14 protein-coding genes are annotated in these 15,614 nt (G+C 73.1%); 8 read left to right on the top strand and 6 right to left on the bottom strand.

Going from position 1 to position 15,614, the window contains the following annotated elements:
- Positions 1–206: 206 nt before the first annotated feature.
- Positions 207–995: a GAF domain-containing protein gene (locus tag ACFZDA_RS37905; protein WP_391090533.1), complete on the top strand. Its 789-nt coding sequence runs from the start codon at positions 207–209 to the stop codon at positions 993–995.
- Between the two features lie 27 nt (positions 996–1,022).
- On the opposite strand, the gene ACFZDA_RS37900 is transcribed toward ACFZDA_RS37905, so the two are convergent.
- Positions 1,023–1,826 carry a hypothetical protein gene (locus tag ACFZDA_RS37900; RefSeq protein ID WP_391090438.1) on the bottom strand — a complete coding sequence of 268 codons (804 nt, stop codon included), beginning with the start codon at positions 1,824–1,826 and terminating at the stop codon, positions 1,023–1,025.
- Between the two features lie 256 nt (positions 1,827–2,082).
- Between ACFZDA_RS37900 and thrS the strand changes: the two genes are divergently transcribed.
- Positions 2,083–3,393, top strand: a complete 1,311-nt coding sequence (gene thrS, locus ACFZDA_RS37895; RefSeq protein WP_391090531.1) for a threonine--tRNA ligase — start codon at positions 2,083–2,085, stop codon at positions 3,391–3,393.
- A 113-nt stretch (positions 3,394–3,506) separates the two neighbouring features.
- Positions 3,507–4,472: a nucleoside hydrolase gene (locus tag ACFZDA_RS37890; protein ID WP_391090436.1), complete on the top strand. Its 966-nt coding sequence runs from the start codon at positions 3,507–3,509 to the stop codon at positions 4,470–4,472.
- Positions 4,473–4,534: 62 nt separating this feature from the next.
- On the opposite strand, the gene ACFZDA_RS37885 is transcribed toward ACFZDA_RS37890, so the two are convergent.
- The gene (locus tag ACFZDA_RS37885) at positions 4,535–5,467 is read right to left on the bottom strand and encodes an LAETG motif-containing sortase-dependent surface protein (protein WP_391090434.1); all 933 of its coding nucleotides are present in this window, start codon (positions 5,465–5,467) and stop codon (positions 4,535–4,537) included.
- 296 nt (positions 5,468–5,763) lie between these two features.
- Here ACFZDA_RS37885 and ACFZDA_RS37880 point away from each other — a divergent pair, with 296 nt between their 5' ends.
- A complete protein-coding gene (locus ACFZDA_RS37880) occupies positions 5,764–7,461 on the top strand; it encodes an alpha-amylase family glycosyl hydrolase (protein WP_391090431.1) in 1,698 nt (565 codons plus the stop codon).
- Between the two features lie 133 nt (positions 7,462–7,594).
- Here the strand turns inward: ACFZDA_RS37880 and ACFZDA_RS37875 are convergent, their stop codons facing one another.
- Positions 7,595–8,125, bottom strand: a complete 531-nt coding sequence (locus tag ACFZDA_RS37875; RefSeq protein ID WP_391090429.1) for a hypothetical protein — start codon at positions 8,123–8,125, stop codon at positions 7,595–7,597.
- 4 nt (positions 8,126–8,129) lie between these two features.
- Positions 8,130–8,504 carry a DUF6479 family protein gene (locus ACFZDA_RS37870; RefSeq protein WP_391090427.1) on the bottom strand — a complete coding sequence of 125 codons (375 nt, stop codon included), beginning with the start codon at positions 8,502–8,504 and terminating at the stop codon, positions 8,130–8,132.
- A gap of 141 nt (positions 8,505–8,645) precedes the next feature.
- Between ACFZDA_RS37870 and ACFZDA_RS37865 the strand changes: the two genes are divergently transcribed.
- Together ACFZDA_RS37865 and ACFZDA_RS37860 are read left to right on the top strand one after the other, a co-directional pair.
- Positions 8,646–9,497, top strand: a complete 852-nt coding sequence (locus ACFZDA_RS37865; RefSeq protein WP_391090425.1) for a hypothetical protein — start codon at positions 8,646–8,648, stop codon at positions 9,495–9,497.
- Positions 9,498–9,629: 132 nt separating this feature from the next.
- Positions 9,630–10,043 carry a DUF5994 family protein gene (locus ACFZDA_RS37860; protein ID WP_391090423.1) on the top strand — a complete coding sequence of 138 codons (414 nt, stop codon included), beginning with the start codon at positions 9,630–9,632 and terminating at the stop codon, positions 10,041–10,043.
- A gap of 9 nt (positions 10,044–10,052) precedes the next feature.
- Here the strand turns inward: ACFZDA_RS37860 and ACFZDA_RS37855 are convergent, their stop codons facing one another.
- Both ACFZDA_RS37855 and ACFZDA_RS37850 read right to left on the bottom strand, forming a co-directional pair.
- Complete coding sequence (locus ACFZDA_RS37855; protein ID WP_391090421.1) at positions 10,053–10,415, bottom strand: DUF1304 family protein; 363 nt, start codon at positions 10,413–10,415, stop codon at positions 10,053–10,055.
- A gap of 228 nt (positions 10,416–10,643) precedes the next feature.
- Complete coding sequence (locus tag ACFZDA_RS37850) at positions 10,644–12,038, bottom strand: AbfB domain-containing protein (protein WP_391090419.1); 1,395 nt, start codon at positions 12,036–12,038, stop codon at positions 10,644–10,646.
- A 270-nt stretch (positions 12,039–12,308) separates the two neighbouring features.
- Here ACFZDA_RS37850 and ACFZDA_RS37845 point away from each other — a divergent pair, with 270 nt between their 5' ends.
- Both ACFZDA_RS37845 and ACFZDA_RS37840 read left to right on the top strand, forming a co-directional pair.
- Entirely contained in the window at positions 12,309–13,646 is a 1,338-nt protein-coding gene (locus tag ACFZDA_RS37845; protein ID WP_391090417.1) for a serine hydrolase, read from the top strand.
- Between the two features lie 72 nt (positions 13,647–13,718).
- Positions 13,719–15,611, top strand: a complete 1,893-nt coding sequence (locus ACFZDA_RS37840) for a hypothetical protein (protein ID WP_391090415.1) — start codon at positions 13,719–13,721, stop codon at positions 15,609–15,611.
- The last annotated feature ends 3 nt before the right edge of the window (positions 15,612–15,614 follow it).

The following is a 15,614-nucleotide window of genomic DNA, read 5'->3' as shown; positions in this document are numbered from 1 at the left end:
GGGCGGGCGCCGGGCTCGGGCCCTGGGAGGCGCCGGGTCGGTCGCCGTAAGCCGGCCGACCGGGCGGTCGCCGTCACGGCGACCGGCCGCGCGGGCGTCGCGCAGCGGGTCGTCCCGGGCGGGTGGTCGTGCGCCGGCCCACCTCGCGTCCGTGGCAGGGCGGCCCGGAAGAGCGTCGATGGTGAAGGCCGGTGGTGAAGGAGGCGGTGGTCGTGCGGCCCAGGGACGATCCCCGAGGCTCCCCCGGCGGTGACCCGGGTCCGCGCCGCACCGGGGGCGGTGACCTGGACCTGGACGGGATCCGGGCCGCCGATGTGATCGCGATGGGCGTGCGCGGCGTCGAGCCCTCACAGGTCCCGGGCCGGTTGTGCGAGGTGGCGGTCGAGTTGCTGCCGGTGACCGGCGCGAGTGTGTCGCTGCGCAGCGAGGGCATGCCGGTCCAGCTCAGCGCCAGCAGCGCGCAGGCCGCGCACCTGGCGGAGATCCAGGCGACGCTGGGTGACGGCCCCTGCCAGAGCGTGCTGGAGGAGGGGGCGCCCGTGCTCGCCTGCGATCTGACGACCGGCCGGGACGCGGGCCGCTGGCCGGTCTTCGCCCAGCAGGCGACGGAGGCCGGGGTACGGGCGGTGTACGCGGTGCCGCTGGGCAGCGACGCGGTGTGCGTCGGCACCCTCGACCTGTACCGCGACAGCCCGGGCGGGCTCACCGACCGCCAGCTGCACGTGGCCCGGCTCGTGGCCGGTGTGATGACGGTGGCCCTGATGGCACTGCCCCGCGAGACCGAGGCCGAGCCGCGGGACGAGGAGACCTGGCTGAGCGGGCTGGCCGCGGACCACGACGAGGTCTACCAGGCCGTGGGCATGATCATGGCGCAGCTCGGCACCGGCGCCGACGACGCGCTCGCGCGGCTGCGGGCGGACGCCTTCGCGCGCGGCCGCACGGCCCTGGACGTGGCCCGCGAGGTGATCGCCCACCGCAGGCATTTCGAGAGGTAGCCAACCGCCGCCGATCCGGTACCGGGTTCAGATCCGTGCCCGCCCCTGCTTCGTGATCTCGGTCAGGCGCCGCGCCCCGACATCCACCATCTGCTGCGTGAGCTCCGCGTACACCTCGTCGAGACCGGCGTTGGTGAGCGTGATCGTCTCCTGTCCCACCCGTACGGCCGCGAGGTCCACCGTGAGGTACGTCAGCTCCCCGTCCTCCGTCTCACCGGCCAGGGTGACCCGCAGGGCCTGCCGGGCGTCCCCCGCCGGCGGCAGCGGCATGTCGCTGACCTGGACGGTCTGGACGCCGCCGCGCGTGGTCGCGGCCGGGAACTCGCCGCACGTGCCCGGCAGCGACTTCAGCCAGGCCAGGGTGCGGTCGACGTCCGCCGGCGGATGGGCGGCGACCTGGTAGCGCACCTGGGCGTCGGTGTCGGCGTCGTCGAACGCGGCCGTCGCCCGTGGCCCGGCCGGGGTGCCGAAGAGTTCCTCCGTGTAGAGGGCGTCGAGCAGCCGCTGGCAGTCGAGGTGCTCCGTGGTCGCCTTGAGCAGCCCGTCCCGCCAGGTACTGGCACCCCGCGTCGGTCCCCACGGCTCCCCCAGGTCCGCGTGGGTGATCAGCGCCGCCTGGGCCTGGGCCTCGGTGAGACCGGCCCCGGAGCTCGCGGGCCGCTCGACGGCGGGTGACGCGCCGGTGCCGGTCGGGGAGGCGGAGAACCACCGCGGCCGCGGCTCGTCCCGGAGGGAACAGGAGGCCGTGACCAGCAGGGCGGTCACGGACAGCGCGCAGGCGAGGAGGGCGCGGGCACCTGGGCCGCGCCGGCCGGCCGGAGGGTGGGGCATCGCAGGCCTCCTGCGGGAGTTCATGGAGGTGCCTCCCGACGGGGCGGGCTCTCCAAGATCGGGTACCTGCTCTTACGGCACCACCGCGACGGGCGGCACACCAGTGCGACGGGCTGTTCGAGTGAGGGGAAACCGCACTGCGGGCCCTGGGAAAAAGCCGTGGCTCCGCGCGCCACGCCCCTGCTACGGTCACGCCCATGAAGCGCGCCCAGCCGTTCCCGTCTCTCACGACGACGCCGGAGAGTGTCCCGGCGCGCTGACTGCTGACGCAGATGTCTTCAAGCCCCGGGGTGAGTGCCCCGGGGCTTCTTCGCGTGGTGCTCGCCTCCGACCCGAGGAGCCCACCATGCACGACCACCGACGGCTCGGCCGTGAACTGAACCTCTTCGACACCGACCCGCTGATGGGGGCGGGGCTGCCGTACTGGCTGCCCGACGGCGCCATCGTGCGGCACACCCTGGAGGAGTACATCCGCGAGGCGGAACGGCGGGCCGGCTACCGGCACGTGTACTCGCCCGTCCTCGGCAAACGCGAGCTGTACGAGATCTCCGGGCACTGGGACCACTACAGCGAGGACATGTTCCCGCCGATGGACCTCGGCTCGGAACAGGTCCTGCTGCGCCCGAGCCTGTGCCCCCACCACGCCCTGATCTACCGCTCCCGTTCCCACAGCTACCGCGAACTGCCGCTCCGCATGGCCGAGTTGGGTGGCATGTACCGCTCGGAGCTGTCCGGCGTCCTCGGTGGTCTGACCCGGGTGCGGGCCATCACCCTCAACGACGCGCACATCTTCTGCACCCTGGAGCAGGCCGTCGAGGAGGCGCGTGCCGCGCTGGAGCTGATCGGCCGGGCCTACGCGGACCTCGGCATCCGCGCGGTCCGCCACCGTCTCTCGCTGCCCGGCGAGGGCGGCAAGTACGTGGCGGACCCGGACCTGTGGCGGCGGGCCACCGCCATGCTGCGCGAGGTCCTGGACGGCTCCGGCATCCCGTACGAGGCCGTCGAGGGCGAGGCGGCCTTCTACGGCCCGAAGATCGACGTGCAGATCGCCGACCCGGCCGGGCGGGAGTCGACCCTGTCCACCGTCCAGATCGACTTCCACCAGCCCGAACGCTTCGACCTGCACTACATCGGCGCGGACGGGGCCAAGCACCGCCCGGTCATGGTGCACCGCAGCGTCATCGGCAGTGTGGAGCGCGCGGTCGCCCACCTCGTCGAGGCCCACGGCGGGGCCTTCCCGCCCTGGCTGGCCCCGGTGCAGCTGGCGGTGCTCCCGGTCGGGGACGACCAGGCGGATCATGCTCACGAACTCGCGGCCCGCGCCGGTGACCTCGGCCTGCGCGCCGAGGTCCGCGGCCCCGAGCAGGGCACCCTCGCCGCGCGCGTCCGGGAGGCTCGGCTGGTCCCGTACCAGGCGGTGATCGGCGGGCGGGAGGCCGAGGCGGACCGGGTGGCACCGCGCCTGCGGGACGGGCGGCGGCTGGAAACCCTGCCCGCCGCCGCGTTCCTGCGGGGGGTCGCCGACCGGGTGGCGGCGCGCGGCACCGAGCTGTGGGAGGCGGCGTAGGAGCGGTTCCCCCGTATGCGCAGGTGCCGCAGGCCGTAGGGTCGAGCGTGCGGAGCCCGGTTCGAAGCCAGGTTCGAAAGCCCAGTGCGGGAACAGTGGAAGGAGCCACCGCCGTGACGGACGGTCAGCGTATTCCGGTGATCATCGACTGCGACACCGGCGTCGACGACGCCCTCGCCCTGCTGTTCGCCGTACGGCATCCGGCGCTCGACGTGCGGGCCATCACCTGCGTGGCCGGGAACACGGACGTGGACGGCGTGGTCCGCAACACCCTGACGGTGCTGGAGGTGGCCGGTGCCGGCGACATTCCCGTGGCCCGGGGCGCCGAGCGGCCGCTCATCGAACCCGTGCGGACGGCGCGGCATGTGCACGGGCAGGACGGGATGGGGGACCTGGGGCTGCCCGCGCCGACCCGTGTGCCGGTGGACGTGGACGCGGTGACGCTGCTGCGGCGCGAGATCCTCGCCTCGCCGAGGCCGGTGACACTGATCCCCATGGCGCCCCTGACGAACATCGCGCTGCTGCTGCGGACGCACCCGGAGGTGACCCGCAACATCGAGCGGATCGTGTTCATGGGCGGTGCGGTGGCGACCGGGAACGCCACGCCGGTCGCGGAGTTCAACGTGTGGCACGACCCGGAGGCGGCGGCGGTGCTGCTCACCGCGGGGGTGCCGATCACGATGTACGGGCTGGACGTGTTCAAGCAGGTCCTGGTCCCGGCGGCCGATGTCCAGCGCCTGCGCGCGGGCACCGACCCCAGCCTCCGCCTGGCCGGCGAACTCCTCGCCCACCGTGACCCCGCCACCTCGGGGGACCCCACCCCGACGGGCGGGCTCGGCGACGCGGGCGCGGTGTGCGCGGTGGTCGACCCGGGCGGCCTGACCACCGAGCGGCTGCCCGTCGAGGTCGCCCTGGCCCCCGGACCCACCCGCGGCCAGACGATCGTCGACCGCCGCCCGCTCCCCGGCGAGTCCGAGATCCACGAGGGAACCCGCGCCCAGCCCCTGGTGGACGTGGCGCTGGGCGTCGACGTGGAGCGGTACGTGAAGCTGTGGCTGACGGTGGTCGAAGGGGCTTAGTTTCCGGGGACTGGCCGACCAAAAGGGCCCGGGGCCGTGGAAGCCCCGGGCCCGTCATGGCGTCAGGAACGCGTCGCGCGCTTCCTGCGGGTCAGGACCACCATGGCCGCGCCGCCCGCGAGCAGGACACCCGCGCCGATGGCGATCGGGCCCGTGCTGCTGTCGGCGCCCGTTTCCGCGAGGTCGCCGCCGCCGCCGTTCGGCTTGGGGGCCGGGGGCGTCGTCGACTCGGAGGCGGACGGGGTGGGGGTGTCCGTGTCCGTGGCCGGGGGCGACGAGGGCTCGGACGGCTCGGACGGCGCCGGGGGCGTCGTCTCCTCGGCCGGCTTCGAGGGGCTCGCGGGCGGGGTGGACGGGGGCTGCGACTGAGTCGGCGGAGGCGTGAGCTCGCACTCCTTCGAGCCGCCGTTCCAGGCCGCGATCAGCTTGTCCTTGATGACCGGGCGGTCGGGGCCCTTGGGCAGCTCGCCGTGCTCGAAGCCGTCCTTCGCGTCGAGCACGCCGTCGAACTTCACGGCGCCCCGGTAGAGGTCGATCTGCCCGAAGCAGCCCTTGTCGGGGATGGCGATGTCAAGCGAGTCGGTGCCGCCCGGCTTGACCGTCACCGTGTCGAAGTCGACGAACACCTGCTCGCCGGAGGTCGCGAAGGTCGCGCCGTGCGCGAGGTAGGAGGCCAGGGAGGCCGTGCACGTCGTCGCGTCGCCGGCCGTGCGGACCTTGATGTGGACCTTGCCGTCCTCGGTCGGCTTCAGGTTCTGGTCGTCGACCTTCACCGAGTCGAAGAAGTTCGAGCCGTCGAGCGAGAACTGGCAGCGGTCGGTCCCGGTCTCCGTGCCGGCGCCGGTCCCGGGCTTGTAGGTGCCGCCGGACGACCAGCCGTCGCCACCGGGCGTACCGGTGGCGAACGCGGTGGTGGCGGAGGCGGCGCAGAGGGCGAGGGCCGCGGCGCCCGTCCCCAGCAGGCGTCGCGCGGTGACACGTCTCGCTATGGACATGCGGATCCCATTTCTTGGCTGTGCCGAACCCGGGTGACGGCAGGCGGGCAGCGCGCGGCACACGGCTGCCGGGGCCGCACCGGATGAGTGGTCGAAGAAACACTGGGCCCATTGGTCACATGCGCCTCAGTGCGCCCCCATCGTGGCCGTGCCGCAGCAAGCTGTCAACCTGCGGGTATGGAAAGGAAGTTGCTCCGCCATCACACTTTCATCACAGCAGGAATGGATTGCTCCGATCGACGCGATGGTTCCTCTTTCCGGCATTCTGGACAGATTCAGTGCTGTCGCTGTTGTCGATGCCGCCGCCCGTATGCCCCGCACAAGGAGACCGCGTGACCGATCGCTCCACCCTCGACCTGTCGTCCCGGGACCCCGACTGGTGGCGCCAGGCCGTCGTCTACCAGGTCTATCCCCGCAGCTTCGCCGACGCCGACGGCGACGGCCTCGGCGACCTGCGCGGCATCACCCGCCGCCTCACCCACCTCGCCGCCCTGGGCGTGGACGCCCTGTGGCTGAGCCCGTTCTACCCGTCCGAGCTGGCCGACGGCGGCTACGACGTCGCCGACCCCAGGGACGTCGACCCGCGCCTGGGCACCCTCGACGACTTCGACGCCCTGGTCGCCGAGGCCCACCGGCTGGGTCTGAAGGTCATCGTCGACCTCGTGCCCAACCACTCCTCGCACCAGCACGTCTGGTTCCAGGAGGCCCTGCGCTCCGGACCCGGCTCGGCGGCCCGCGACCGGTACGTCTTCCGCGACGGCCGCGGCGAGCACGGCGAGCTCCCGCCCACCGACTGGCAGTCCGTCTTCGGCGGCAGCGCCTGGAAACGGGTGCCCGACGGCCAGTGGTACCTGCACCTGTTCGCCCCCGAGCAGCCCGACCTCAACTGGGAGAACCAGCAGGTCCGCGCCGACTACCGCACCACCCTGCGCTTCTGGTCCGACCGAGGGGTCGACGGCTTCCGCGTCGACGTCGCCCATGCCCTCGTCAAGGACCTGAGTGAACCGCTGCGCGACCTCGGCGCTCCCGAGCTGAGCCGCGAGGACGCCCTCACCGCGATGCCGCCCGGCACGCACCCGTTCTACGACCGCGACGACGTGCACGAGATCTACCGCGACTGGCGCAAGATCCTGGACGCCTACCGGCCGCCCCGCATGGCCATCGCCGAGGCATGGGTGCCCGGCGCCCGGCGCGCGCTGTACGCCCGCCCGGACGAGCTCGGCCAGGCCTTCAACTTCGAGTACCTGGAGGCCGGCTGGGACGCCGGCGAACTGCGGCAGATCATCACCGACTCGCTCGCCACCGCCCGCGCGGCCGGCGCCTCGGCCACCTGGGTGCTGTCCAACCACGACGTGGTCCGCCACGCGTCCCGCCTGATGCTCCCGCCCGGCACCGACGAGAACGCCTGGCTGCTCTCCGGCGGTCACGCCCCCGCCGTCGACGAGGCGGCCGGGCTGCGCCGGGCCCGGGCGGCCACCCTGCTGATGCTGGCGCTGCCCGGCTCGGCGTACGTCTACCAGGGCGAGGAGCTGGGCCTGCCCGAGGTCGCCGACCTGCCCACCGAGGTGCTCCAGGACCCGATCTGGGAACAGACCGGCCATGTCCGCAAGGGCCGCGACGGCTGCCGGGTGCCGCTGCCGTGGACGACGACCGGACCGTCGTACGGCTTCGGGCCGGGCGGCGCCTGGCTGCCGCAGCCGCCCGGCTTCGCCGCCCACGCCGTCGAGGCGCAGGACGGCGTCGAGGGCTCGACCCTGGAGCTGTACCGCACGGCCCTCAGGCTGCGCCGCAAACTGCTCGACGGCGAGGAGCTGACCTGGGCGGAGGACACCCCGGACGGCGTCCTGCAGTTCGACCGCTGCGAGGGCTGGCGGTGCGTGACGAACCTGTCCGGCACGGCGGTCCCGCTGCCGGCCGGTGAGGTCCTGCTGGCCAGCGCCCCCCTGGAGGACGGCCGGCTCGGGCCGGACACGACGGTGTGGCTCGCGCGCTAGGAGTTCCCGCATCCCGTCCCCGGCCCCGGGGCGAGCCCCCGCGGCCGGGGTCCGGGCCCACCCGCACGGCCCAGCAGTACACGCCACCTGCGGGAACGACATCCGACATCTCGGTGGCGGACGCCGGCTCCGGTCAGTAGCGCACGGCCCGCGCCACCACGGCCCGGACCTCGCCGGACAGATCGTGGGTGCTGCGGGCGGTGGCCGTGGCCACGTCGCCCGCCTGCACATGCTCCACCGTGACGATGACCGTGTCGGTCAGCCGGCCCCCGGCGTCGGTGAAATCGACCTGGACGGCGAAGGACCGTTCCGAGTCGTCGGTGTTGGTGACGGTGATCTCGGACCGGGCCCGGCCGTCGGAGCCGACCGTGGGCCGGGCGGCCTTCACATCGCCCTTGACGTCGATGCCGCCCCGGATGTCGTCGAGCCTGCGTCCGGCCTCCGCCGTGGCCGACTCCACCGCCTCGGACGCTTGCGAGGCGAACGACCCGACCGCCGACTCCGCCTCGCGGGCGGCGTCCCCGGGGCTGTCGCCGCCGCAGCCGGTGAGTACGGCGGCCAGGGCGAGGGGCAGCACCGCCCCGCCCGCCGCCCAGCGCGTCAAGCGCGTCAGGCGGCGGGCCGGGGCCGTGCCGCCGCGTCCTGTGGTCCTGCCGCGTCTCATGGCCTCAGGTGTGGCCGAGGCCGCCGCCGCCGAAGGAGCCGCTGGATCCGGGCAGCCAGCGGCGGGGCTTTTGGTCCTTGCCCGTCCTGGTGCTCGCGTGGTGCAGCTCATGGGGCAGGAGCCGCTCGCCGTCGCGCGTCACGACCGGCATCTCGTCGGGCTCCCGCATCTCCCGCATCTCATGGACCGGCCCGCCGTCCGGGAGGTGCGGCTGTTCCTCGGGGCTGGGGTGGTGCGTGTCCTTGTCCATGACGCGCATCCCGACCAGCACGGCCCAGATCAGCGCGAGGGCGATGATCGACCCGCCGACGAAGGCGAGGGTCACGGCGACCGCGTGATCCGGCGAAGCCGCCAGCCATTCATACGTTGCCGTAGTCATGCTCCGATTATCGCTGACGTAATGGGATAAAGCGCCCGCTATATCCACACCCGGGCATCTGTCTCGACAGCCCGGGCAACGTTTGCGGGGCCTGTGACGACCTGCCGGTGATACCCCGTCCCCCACACGAGGGAGATCACCATGCGCAGACACCTCGCACGGCTGCTCGCCGTGCTCGCGGTGCTGGCGGCGGCGTTCGCCACCCCCGGGATGGCGAGCGCCAAGGCGCAGGCCGCCGACGAGTGGAACCCGCCCGCGAACCTCGTCCAGCCCATGAACGAGGTGTGGAACCACGTCGAGTCGACCTACGGCAACCTGTACGGCTTCCGCAACTACGGCTGGGACCAGGTCATGGCCAACCGCGGCAGCGTGAACTACTGCGTCCGCTGGGAGTCCGACGCCCCCGTCAGCGCCGCCCTGCGCGACCGGATCCACGCGGCGCTGAAGAAGCAGTTCGGCAAGTGGATGACGGCCATGACCGAGAACGGCAAGGGGCACAACGCCTGGCCGTACACCAATGTGCCCGTCAACATCGTCGGCTGGGCGGTGAAGGACCGCTCCACCCTGCAGTGGAACGACAACTCCGTCGACATCTACACCGGCATCCTCGACAGCGGCGGCGCCCCGCATTGCGCCCCGGACTGCGGGCGCTTCTTCCACCAGGACGGCAACTACTCGAAGTGCCCGGGCGGCGCCGCCCGCCACTACGACCAGTCACTGTGGCTGACCAAGGGCTTCGGCGGCGGCGCGGGCGGCGACTGGGGCCAGCGCATGGGCCAGGAGTACTTCACCGGCGCCCTGAGCCAGGAGAACATCCACATCTACCTGCACGAGGTCGGCCACACCTTCGGCCTGGACGACTTCTACGACTGGTCGCCGACCGGCCAGTGCTGCTTCCTGATGAAGGCGGGCAGCGCCACGCAGATCACGGAGTTCGACAAGTGGATGGCGCGTGACTTCTGGCGCCATCTGAAGAGCCGCTACGGCCTCTGACCGGCGCGGGGCGGCGCGGGCGGCCCCGGCTCCCGTGCCGCTCTGCGGCGTACGGTGGAAGAACCGGGGGTATTCCGCAACCGGTGGCCGACGGCCTCCTGGCCACGCCCCCCCGTTCCAGCAGGAGCCCTGATGACATCCACCTCCTCGCCACCGCCGCCCCTCCCGGCACCCTCCGAGGTCCGGCTGAGGCTCGCGACCCAGCCCCGCCTCGGCCGCACGGCCCGCCGTATCGACGGGGCGTGGTGGCCCCGCTCCTACGACCTGACGGCGGAGCTGCCCGGGCTGCTGGCCGTGCTGCCGCGCGCCTGGGGCCAGGTCAGCAGCGTCCTGGTCCACGGGGACACCTGGCTGCCCTGCCCGGAGCGGCTGGACGTCGCCGGCCGGGAGGTCCATGTGGGCCGCAGGGAGTCGCCGGCCACCCCGGACACGGTCTGCCTGCTCACGCCCGGCCGGGGCCGCTGGGACCTGCTGGTGGTCCCGCCCGCGACCGCGGAGGCGGAGGCGGTCGCGCTCATGGAGCAGACCGTCACCCAGGACGCCTGACGCCGCGCCCTAGTGCGCGATCAGCACCAGGGCCAGGGCGATCAGCGCCGGGACGGTCTGCACGAAGAGGATCTTCCGGCTGGCCGTCGCGGCGCCGTACACCCCCGCGACCGCGACGCACACCAGGAAGAACACCGAGACCTGGAAGCCGACCGGGTCGGACGCCACCGCGCCCCAGAGCAGTCCGGCGGCGAGGAAGCCGTTGTAGAGGCCCTGGTTGGCGGCCAGGGCCTTGGTGCCGTCCGCGAACTCGGCGGTGGTGCCGAAGGCGGCGCGGGCGCGCGGCGTGGTCCACAGGAACATCTCCAGCACCAGGATGTAGGCGTGGAGGGCGGCGAGGGCCAGCACCGCGAGGGTGGCGAGTATTGACATGTGCCGCATCATCCCAGGCCCGCCGGGCCGGTCCTCGCCCGGCCGGTTCCCGTTCGGCCGGTCCTCGCCCGGCCGGTTCCCGTTCGGGCCCGCCCGGGAGGCGGAGCGGGGCGCCGGGTGGGAGATTGCGGGCAGTGGAAGGCCGGTCCGGGCCGTCGCGTCCCCGCGTGTGCCGCTCGGGAGCCCGGCCCGGCCTTCCCGCCCGTCGGTGCCGTCGGCCCGGTGCGGTCAGTAGCCGATGCGGAACGTCGCGTCCGCACGGTCCGTGGCCGTGGAGACGGGGTCGATGCGCAGGGCGTAGCCGGAGTGGCGGATGTAGCGCGTCGGGTGGTTGTGCGAGCGGAACGACGTCCAGGCGGAGTCCGCGAGCCCGGCGACCTTGTGGAACGTGGCGTCCTGGGCGAACACCGACGTGCCGTCGTTGACGTCCAGCCGCAGCTCGTAGCTGTAGTGCCGCAGATACCGGTCCGGGTAGTTGACCGACCGGAAGGACACCCCGGAGGCGTCGGCGAGGCCGGGGACGAGCTTCCACTGGGCGTCGGTGTACGGGTCGAAGGGGTAGGGATCGATCCGGCCCGCGAAACCGGCGTGGCGGACGTAGCGGTCCGGGTGGTTGTACGACTTCAGCCGGTTCCACGCCGGTGCCCCCCAGTGCGCGAGGAGGTTGTCGTACTGCGTGCCCGTGAGCGGTGCGATGCTGCCGTGCTTGGAGTTCACCGGCTGGGTGTAGCGGCGCTGGTCGACCGGCGTCCAGGTGCCGGAGGCCAGGTCGCCGGTCTGCCAGGCGTAGAAGACGCCGTTGGGCGTGTAGGTGTCGCCCCAGAGGTACCAGGTGCCGGACGACGGCGACTTCACCAGGATCGGCGCCTCGGTGCCGCCGTGGGCCACCGGCGTGCTGAAGACCTGCCAGCTGCCCGGGGCGAGGGTGGCGGACCGGGCGCCGACCAGGGCCTGCTTCGAACTGTCCTTGAAATACAGGTAGTTCGTGCCGCCGACGCCCAGGGCGAGGCTGCCGTCGATCACGTCGTAGCCGGGGTCGAAGAAGACCTGCGGCGCGGACGCCGTGCGGAAGTCGGTCGTGTAGTTGACCATCAGCACGTTGTGGCCGCTGGAGTTCACGGACGAGTAGACGATGCCGTACTGCCCGCGCGAGGCGTCCCAGAACGCTTCCGGGGCCCAGCTGTGCGTGGTCATGTCGTGCAGCTTGAGCCTGCGGTAACCGGTGAGGGAGCGCAGGTCGGCGGAGTCCCAGGCGTGGATGTACTGGCTGTTGTAGCTCCAGTCGGTGCCCTTCAGGTCGGTGGCCAGCACCGTGAACGTGCCGTCCTGCCTGCGCAGCACGAACGGGTCGCGCAGGCCGCCGGCGCCCTGGGTGGGGGTGGCGACCGGCTTGTTCTGGTTGAGCGGCGTCCACTCCAGACCGTCGAGGCTGACGGCCAGGTGCAGGCCGTAGTCGGTGCCGAGGCCGTCGGGGGACTCGGTGAAGTAGGCCATCACGAACGCCGGACCCGTCGCCGCGCCGGCCGGACCGGCGCCCAGGGCCAGATCGGCGGTCAGGGCGAGCGGCACGGTTGCGGCCATGCCGAGGACACGGCGGCGTGAGGGTCTGCGGGGGGTGGTCATGGCGGCTCGGCCTTCCGTCGGGGGGTTACGGAGCGAAGCGTGTTCGGTATTGCGAACGCAGTTCGGCAATTCGGCCAGACCGTAGGGGCGGGAGACGTGTGGCGTCAATGAGTCGGACGCGACGAAGACTCCAGTGGAATCAAGGCCACTTGTGGTCAACTCTGCCCTCGACCGGCCGATAAACGATCATCCCCCAGGCGGATGTAAGGCGCATCCGCTTCCCGTGACGATGACCCCGACCTTGTCGAACACCGAGGAAGGGGAAGGCCGTTGCGTATCGCCCGGCTTCTCGGAACCGTCCTGGGCACCACGTTGCTGACGACCACCGCCGTGCTGACCGCCCCCGCTCACGCCGGGCCGGCCGCGCCGCCCGCGGGGCCCGTGGACGGCACGTCGCTCGACAGAACCGCCCTGCGCGACTCGCTGGAGGCCATCCACGAGGCGGGCATGTACGGCGTCTTCTCGTCCGTCAGGGACGGCGGCCGGCGGTGGACCGGAGCCTCCGGCGTCGCCGACGTCGAGACCGGACGCCCCGTCACCCCGGGCATGCGGCACCGCGTGGGCAGCATCAGCAAGACCTTCACCTCCGTCGCCCTGCTCCAGCAGGTGGAGCGCGGCCGGCTCCGCCTCGACGCGCCCGTCGGCGACTACCTCCCCGACCTCATACCGGGGGAGCGCGGCCGGCAGATCACCGTTCGTATGCTCCTCAACCACACCAGCCACATCGGCGACTACATCGTGGGCGCCTTCCCCTCCCTCGCCAAGGGCTCGACCGCCAGCCTCGACGAGGAGCGCTTCCGCTCCGTCCGCCCCGGGGAACTGGTCCGGCTGGGTCTGGCGGCCCCCGCCACCGGACGCCCGGGCGAGCTGCCCGGGTCCTACTCCAACACCAACTACGTCATCGCCGGGCTGCTCCTGGAGAAGATCACCGGCCAGGACGCCGAGAAGCACATCACCCGCAACGTCATCGACCGGGCCGGGCTGCGCCACACGTCCTTCCCGCGCACCCCGTACATCAAGGGCCCGCACCCGCGGATGTACGAGTCGTGGTACGGCCTGATCGACCCGCCGCGCGACTACAGCGTCTACGACATGTCCTGGGCGTACACGGCGGGCGCGGTCGTCTCCACCACCGACGACCTGAACCGCTTCTACCGCGCCCTGCTCGGCGGGAAGCTGATCGGCAAGGCCGCCCTGGACGAGATGACGCGCACGGTCCCGGTGAGCGGCTTCGACTACGGCCTCGGCATCTATGCGCAGGAACTGCCGTGCGGCCGCTTCTGGGGCCACGACGGCGCGGTGTTCGGCGCCGGCATGACCGCGCTGTCCAGCCGGGACGGCAAGCGCCAGGTGGCTCTCGCGCAGAACCTGATGAAGTACCAGAGCCTCGACGAGAACGGCCGCCCGAAGGCGCACGCGATCGACTACGCCCTCTACACGTACGTCGTCCGCGCCCTCTGCCCGGCCGGTTCCGGGACCGCTGCCGGGTCCGCTCCCGAGGCCGGTCCGGCGAGCCCGGACGCCCGTGGGGAGTTCGGCAAGCGGTTGCCCGGAATCGACCATTCTCAGTTGACCAGCGGCCTCAAGTTTGGTCAGCTGCCCCACTAGTCGTGTTCGATTCTGATCGAGCTGTTCATGGCTCCCTGGGGGGAGCTTGTGACAAGTGGGGGAGTTTCCTTGATGGATCACGGTTCCGTCGTGCTGCGCCGCGCCAGATTCCGGCGCGGTGCGGCGGCCCTGGGCTTCGTGGCGTTGACCGCCGGCACGGCCCTGACGGGCGCGCCGGCCGCCACGGCGGCGGGCAGCGCGGTCCTCGCCGGGAAGACCTGCACACCGACGGAGGGCTTCTCCGGCTGCCGGCTGTTCGATCCGACCGGCGCCCGCGAGGAGTTCCAGGTCCCGGCCGGTGTCACGGCGCTGGACGTACGGGCCTGGGGCCAGGGCGGCGAGGGCACCCCCTTCGCAGCCGGCGGCGCGGGCGGCTACACCGCGGGCGCGCTCAGCGTCACGCCCGGGGAGCGGCTGTCGCTCGCGGTCGGCGTGCAGCGCTTCGGTGACGCGCTCGGCGGCGCGGGCGGCGACAAGTACGGCGCGGTCGGCGGCAACAGCAGCGGCGTCCGCACCAGCGGCGGCAAGCCGCTGCTCATCGCCGCCGGTGGCGGCGGCGGTGGCTACGGCAGCCTGGACGCGGGCCAGGGCGGCCCCGGTGGCGGCGAGCGCGGCCAGGACGACACCGAGTCCGAGCGCGGCGGCAAGGGCGCGGCAGGGGACACCGGCGGCGCGGGCGGCGGCAACGGCTCCTCCGGCGCCGACGCGTCCGGCGGCGGCAAGGGCGGTGCGGGCGGCTCCGGTTCGGGCGGCGCGGGCGGAGGCGGCGGCGCCGGCTACGCGGGCGGCGGCGGTGGCGGCGGCACGGACGACGACCGGGGAACCACCGGCAGCGGCGCGGGCGGCAGCAGCTACGTCGCCCCGGACCGGGTGACCGGCGCGCGGCTGCTCAGCGGCGACCGCACGGTGGCCCCCGCCAGGACGGACCCCTTCTGGCAGCCCTCCGACGAGCCGGTGCGCGGCGGCATCGCCGAGGGCGGCGTCAACACCGACCGCTCCGGCAACGGGCGCATCGTGTTCCAGTGGAGGACCCCCGCGATCGCGGAGCTGACCCAGGTCTCCGGAGCCGGCCAGACCACTCAGCCGGGCGGCGGCGCGGACCCGGTGGCCGTGGTGGTCCGGGACAAGGCGGGCCACCCGGTCGAGAACGCCTCCGTCACGTTCACGGTCGAGGACCCGGACAAGCTCGGAGCCTTCTTCTTCATCAAGGACGGCGCCGACACCACCAAGCTCGCCGTGCCGACCGACGCGCGGGGCCGCGCCCAGTCCGCGCCGCTTCAGACGGGCATCGGCAAGGAGGGCGAGTTCGCGGTCCGCGCCGAGGCGGGCGGCGTTTCCACGGTCTTCACCGTGAAGGTGCGCAAGTCGGCCTACACCGTGAGCGTCGCGGGCGGTGACGACCAGCGCGCCGAACAGGGCGAGGCCTTCGAGGAGGCCCTCCAGGCCCGTGTGGTCACGTCGGGCGCCACGGCACCGGCCGGTACGGAGGTCGAGTTCCGGGTCGAGGACGACAGCGACGACGCCCCCCGCTTCGAGGACGGCGAGCAGGCCGTCCGCGTCAGGACCGACGACTCGGGCAAGGCCACGGCCCCGGCCCTGACCGCCGGTGAGGGCACGGGCACGTACACGGTCGCCGCGTCGGTCGGCGACGCCATGACCCAGTTCGCCGTCGAGGTCGTCCCCGGCGACGCGTCCGCATCGCCGTCCCCGAGCCCCTCGACCGATCCGAGCCCCTCGGCCGACCCCAGCCCGTCGCCCAGCGCGAGCACGTCCGGCACGACCGGCGGCACCGGCTCCTCGACCACGGGCGGCACGTCGACGAACCTCGACAGCGGCAGCCTCGCCTCGACGGGAGCCGGCGGCATCGGCATCCTCCTCGCGGCGGCCGCGGCCCTGGCCGCCGCGGGCTTCGTGGCGTTCCGCTTCGGCCCGCGCCTGAAGCTCCTCTCACGCGACGGCGCGTGACAC

The organism is Streptomyces sp. NPDC007991 (assembly GCF_042958445.1).
GTDB lineage: Bacteria > Actinomycetota > Actinomycetes > Streptomycetales > Streptomycetaceae > Streptomyces.
Note: the sequence above shows the minus strand (reverse complement) of the source record. Positions and strands in the feature narration are given on the sequence as shown.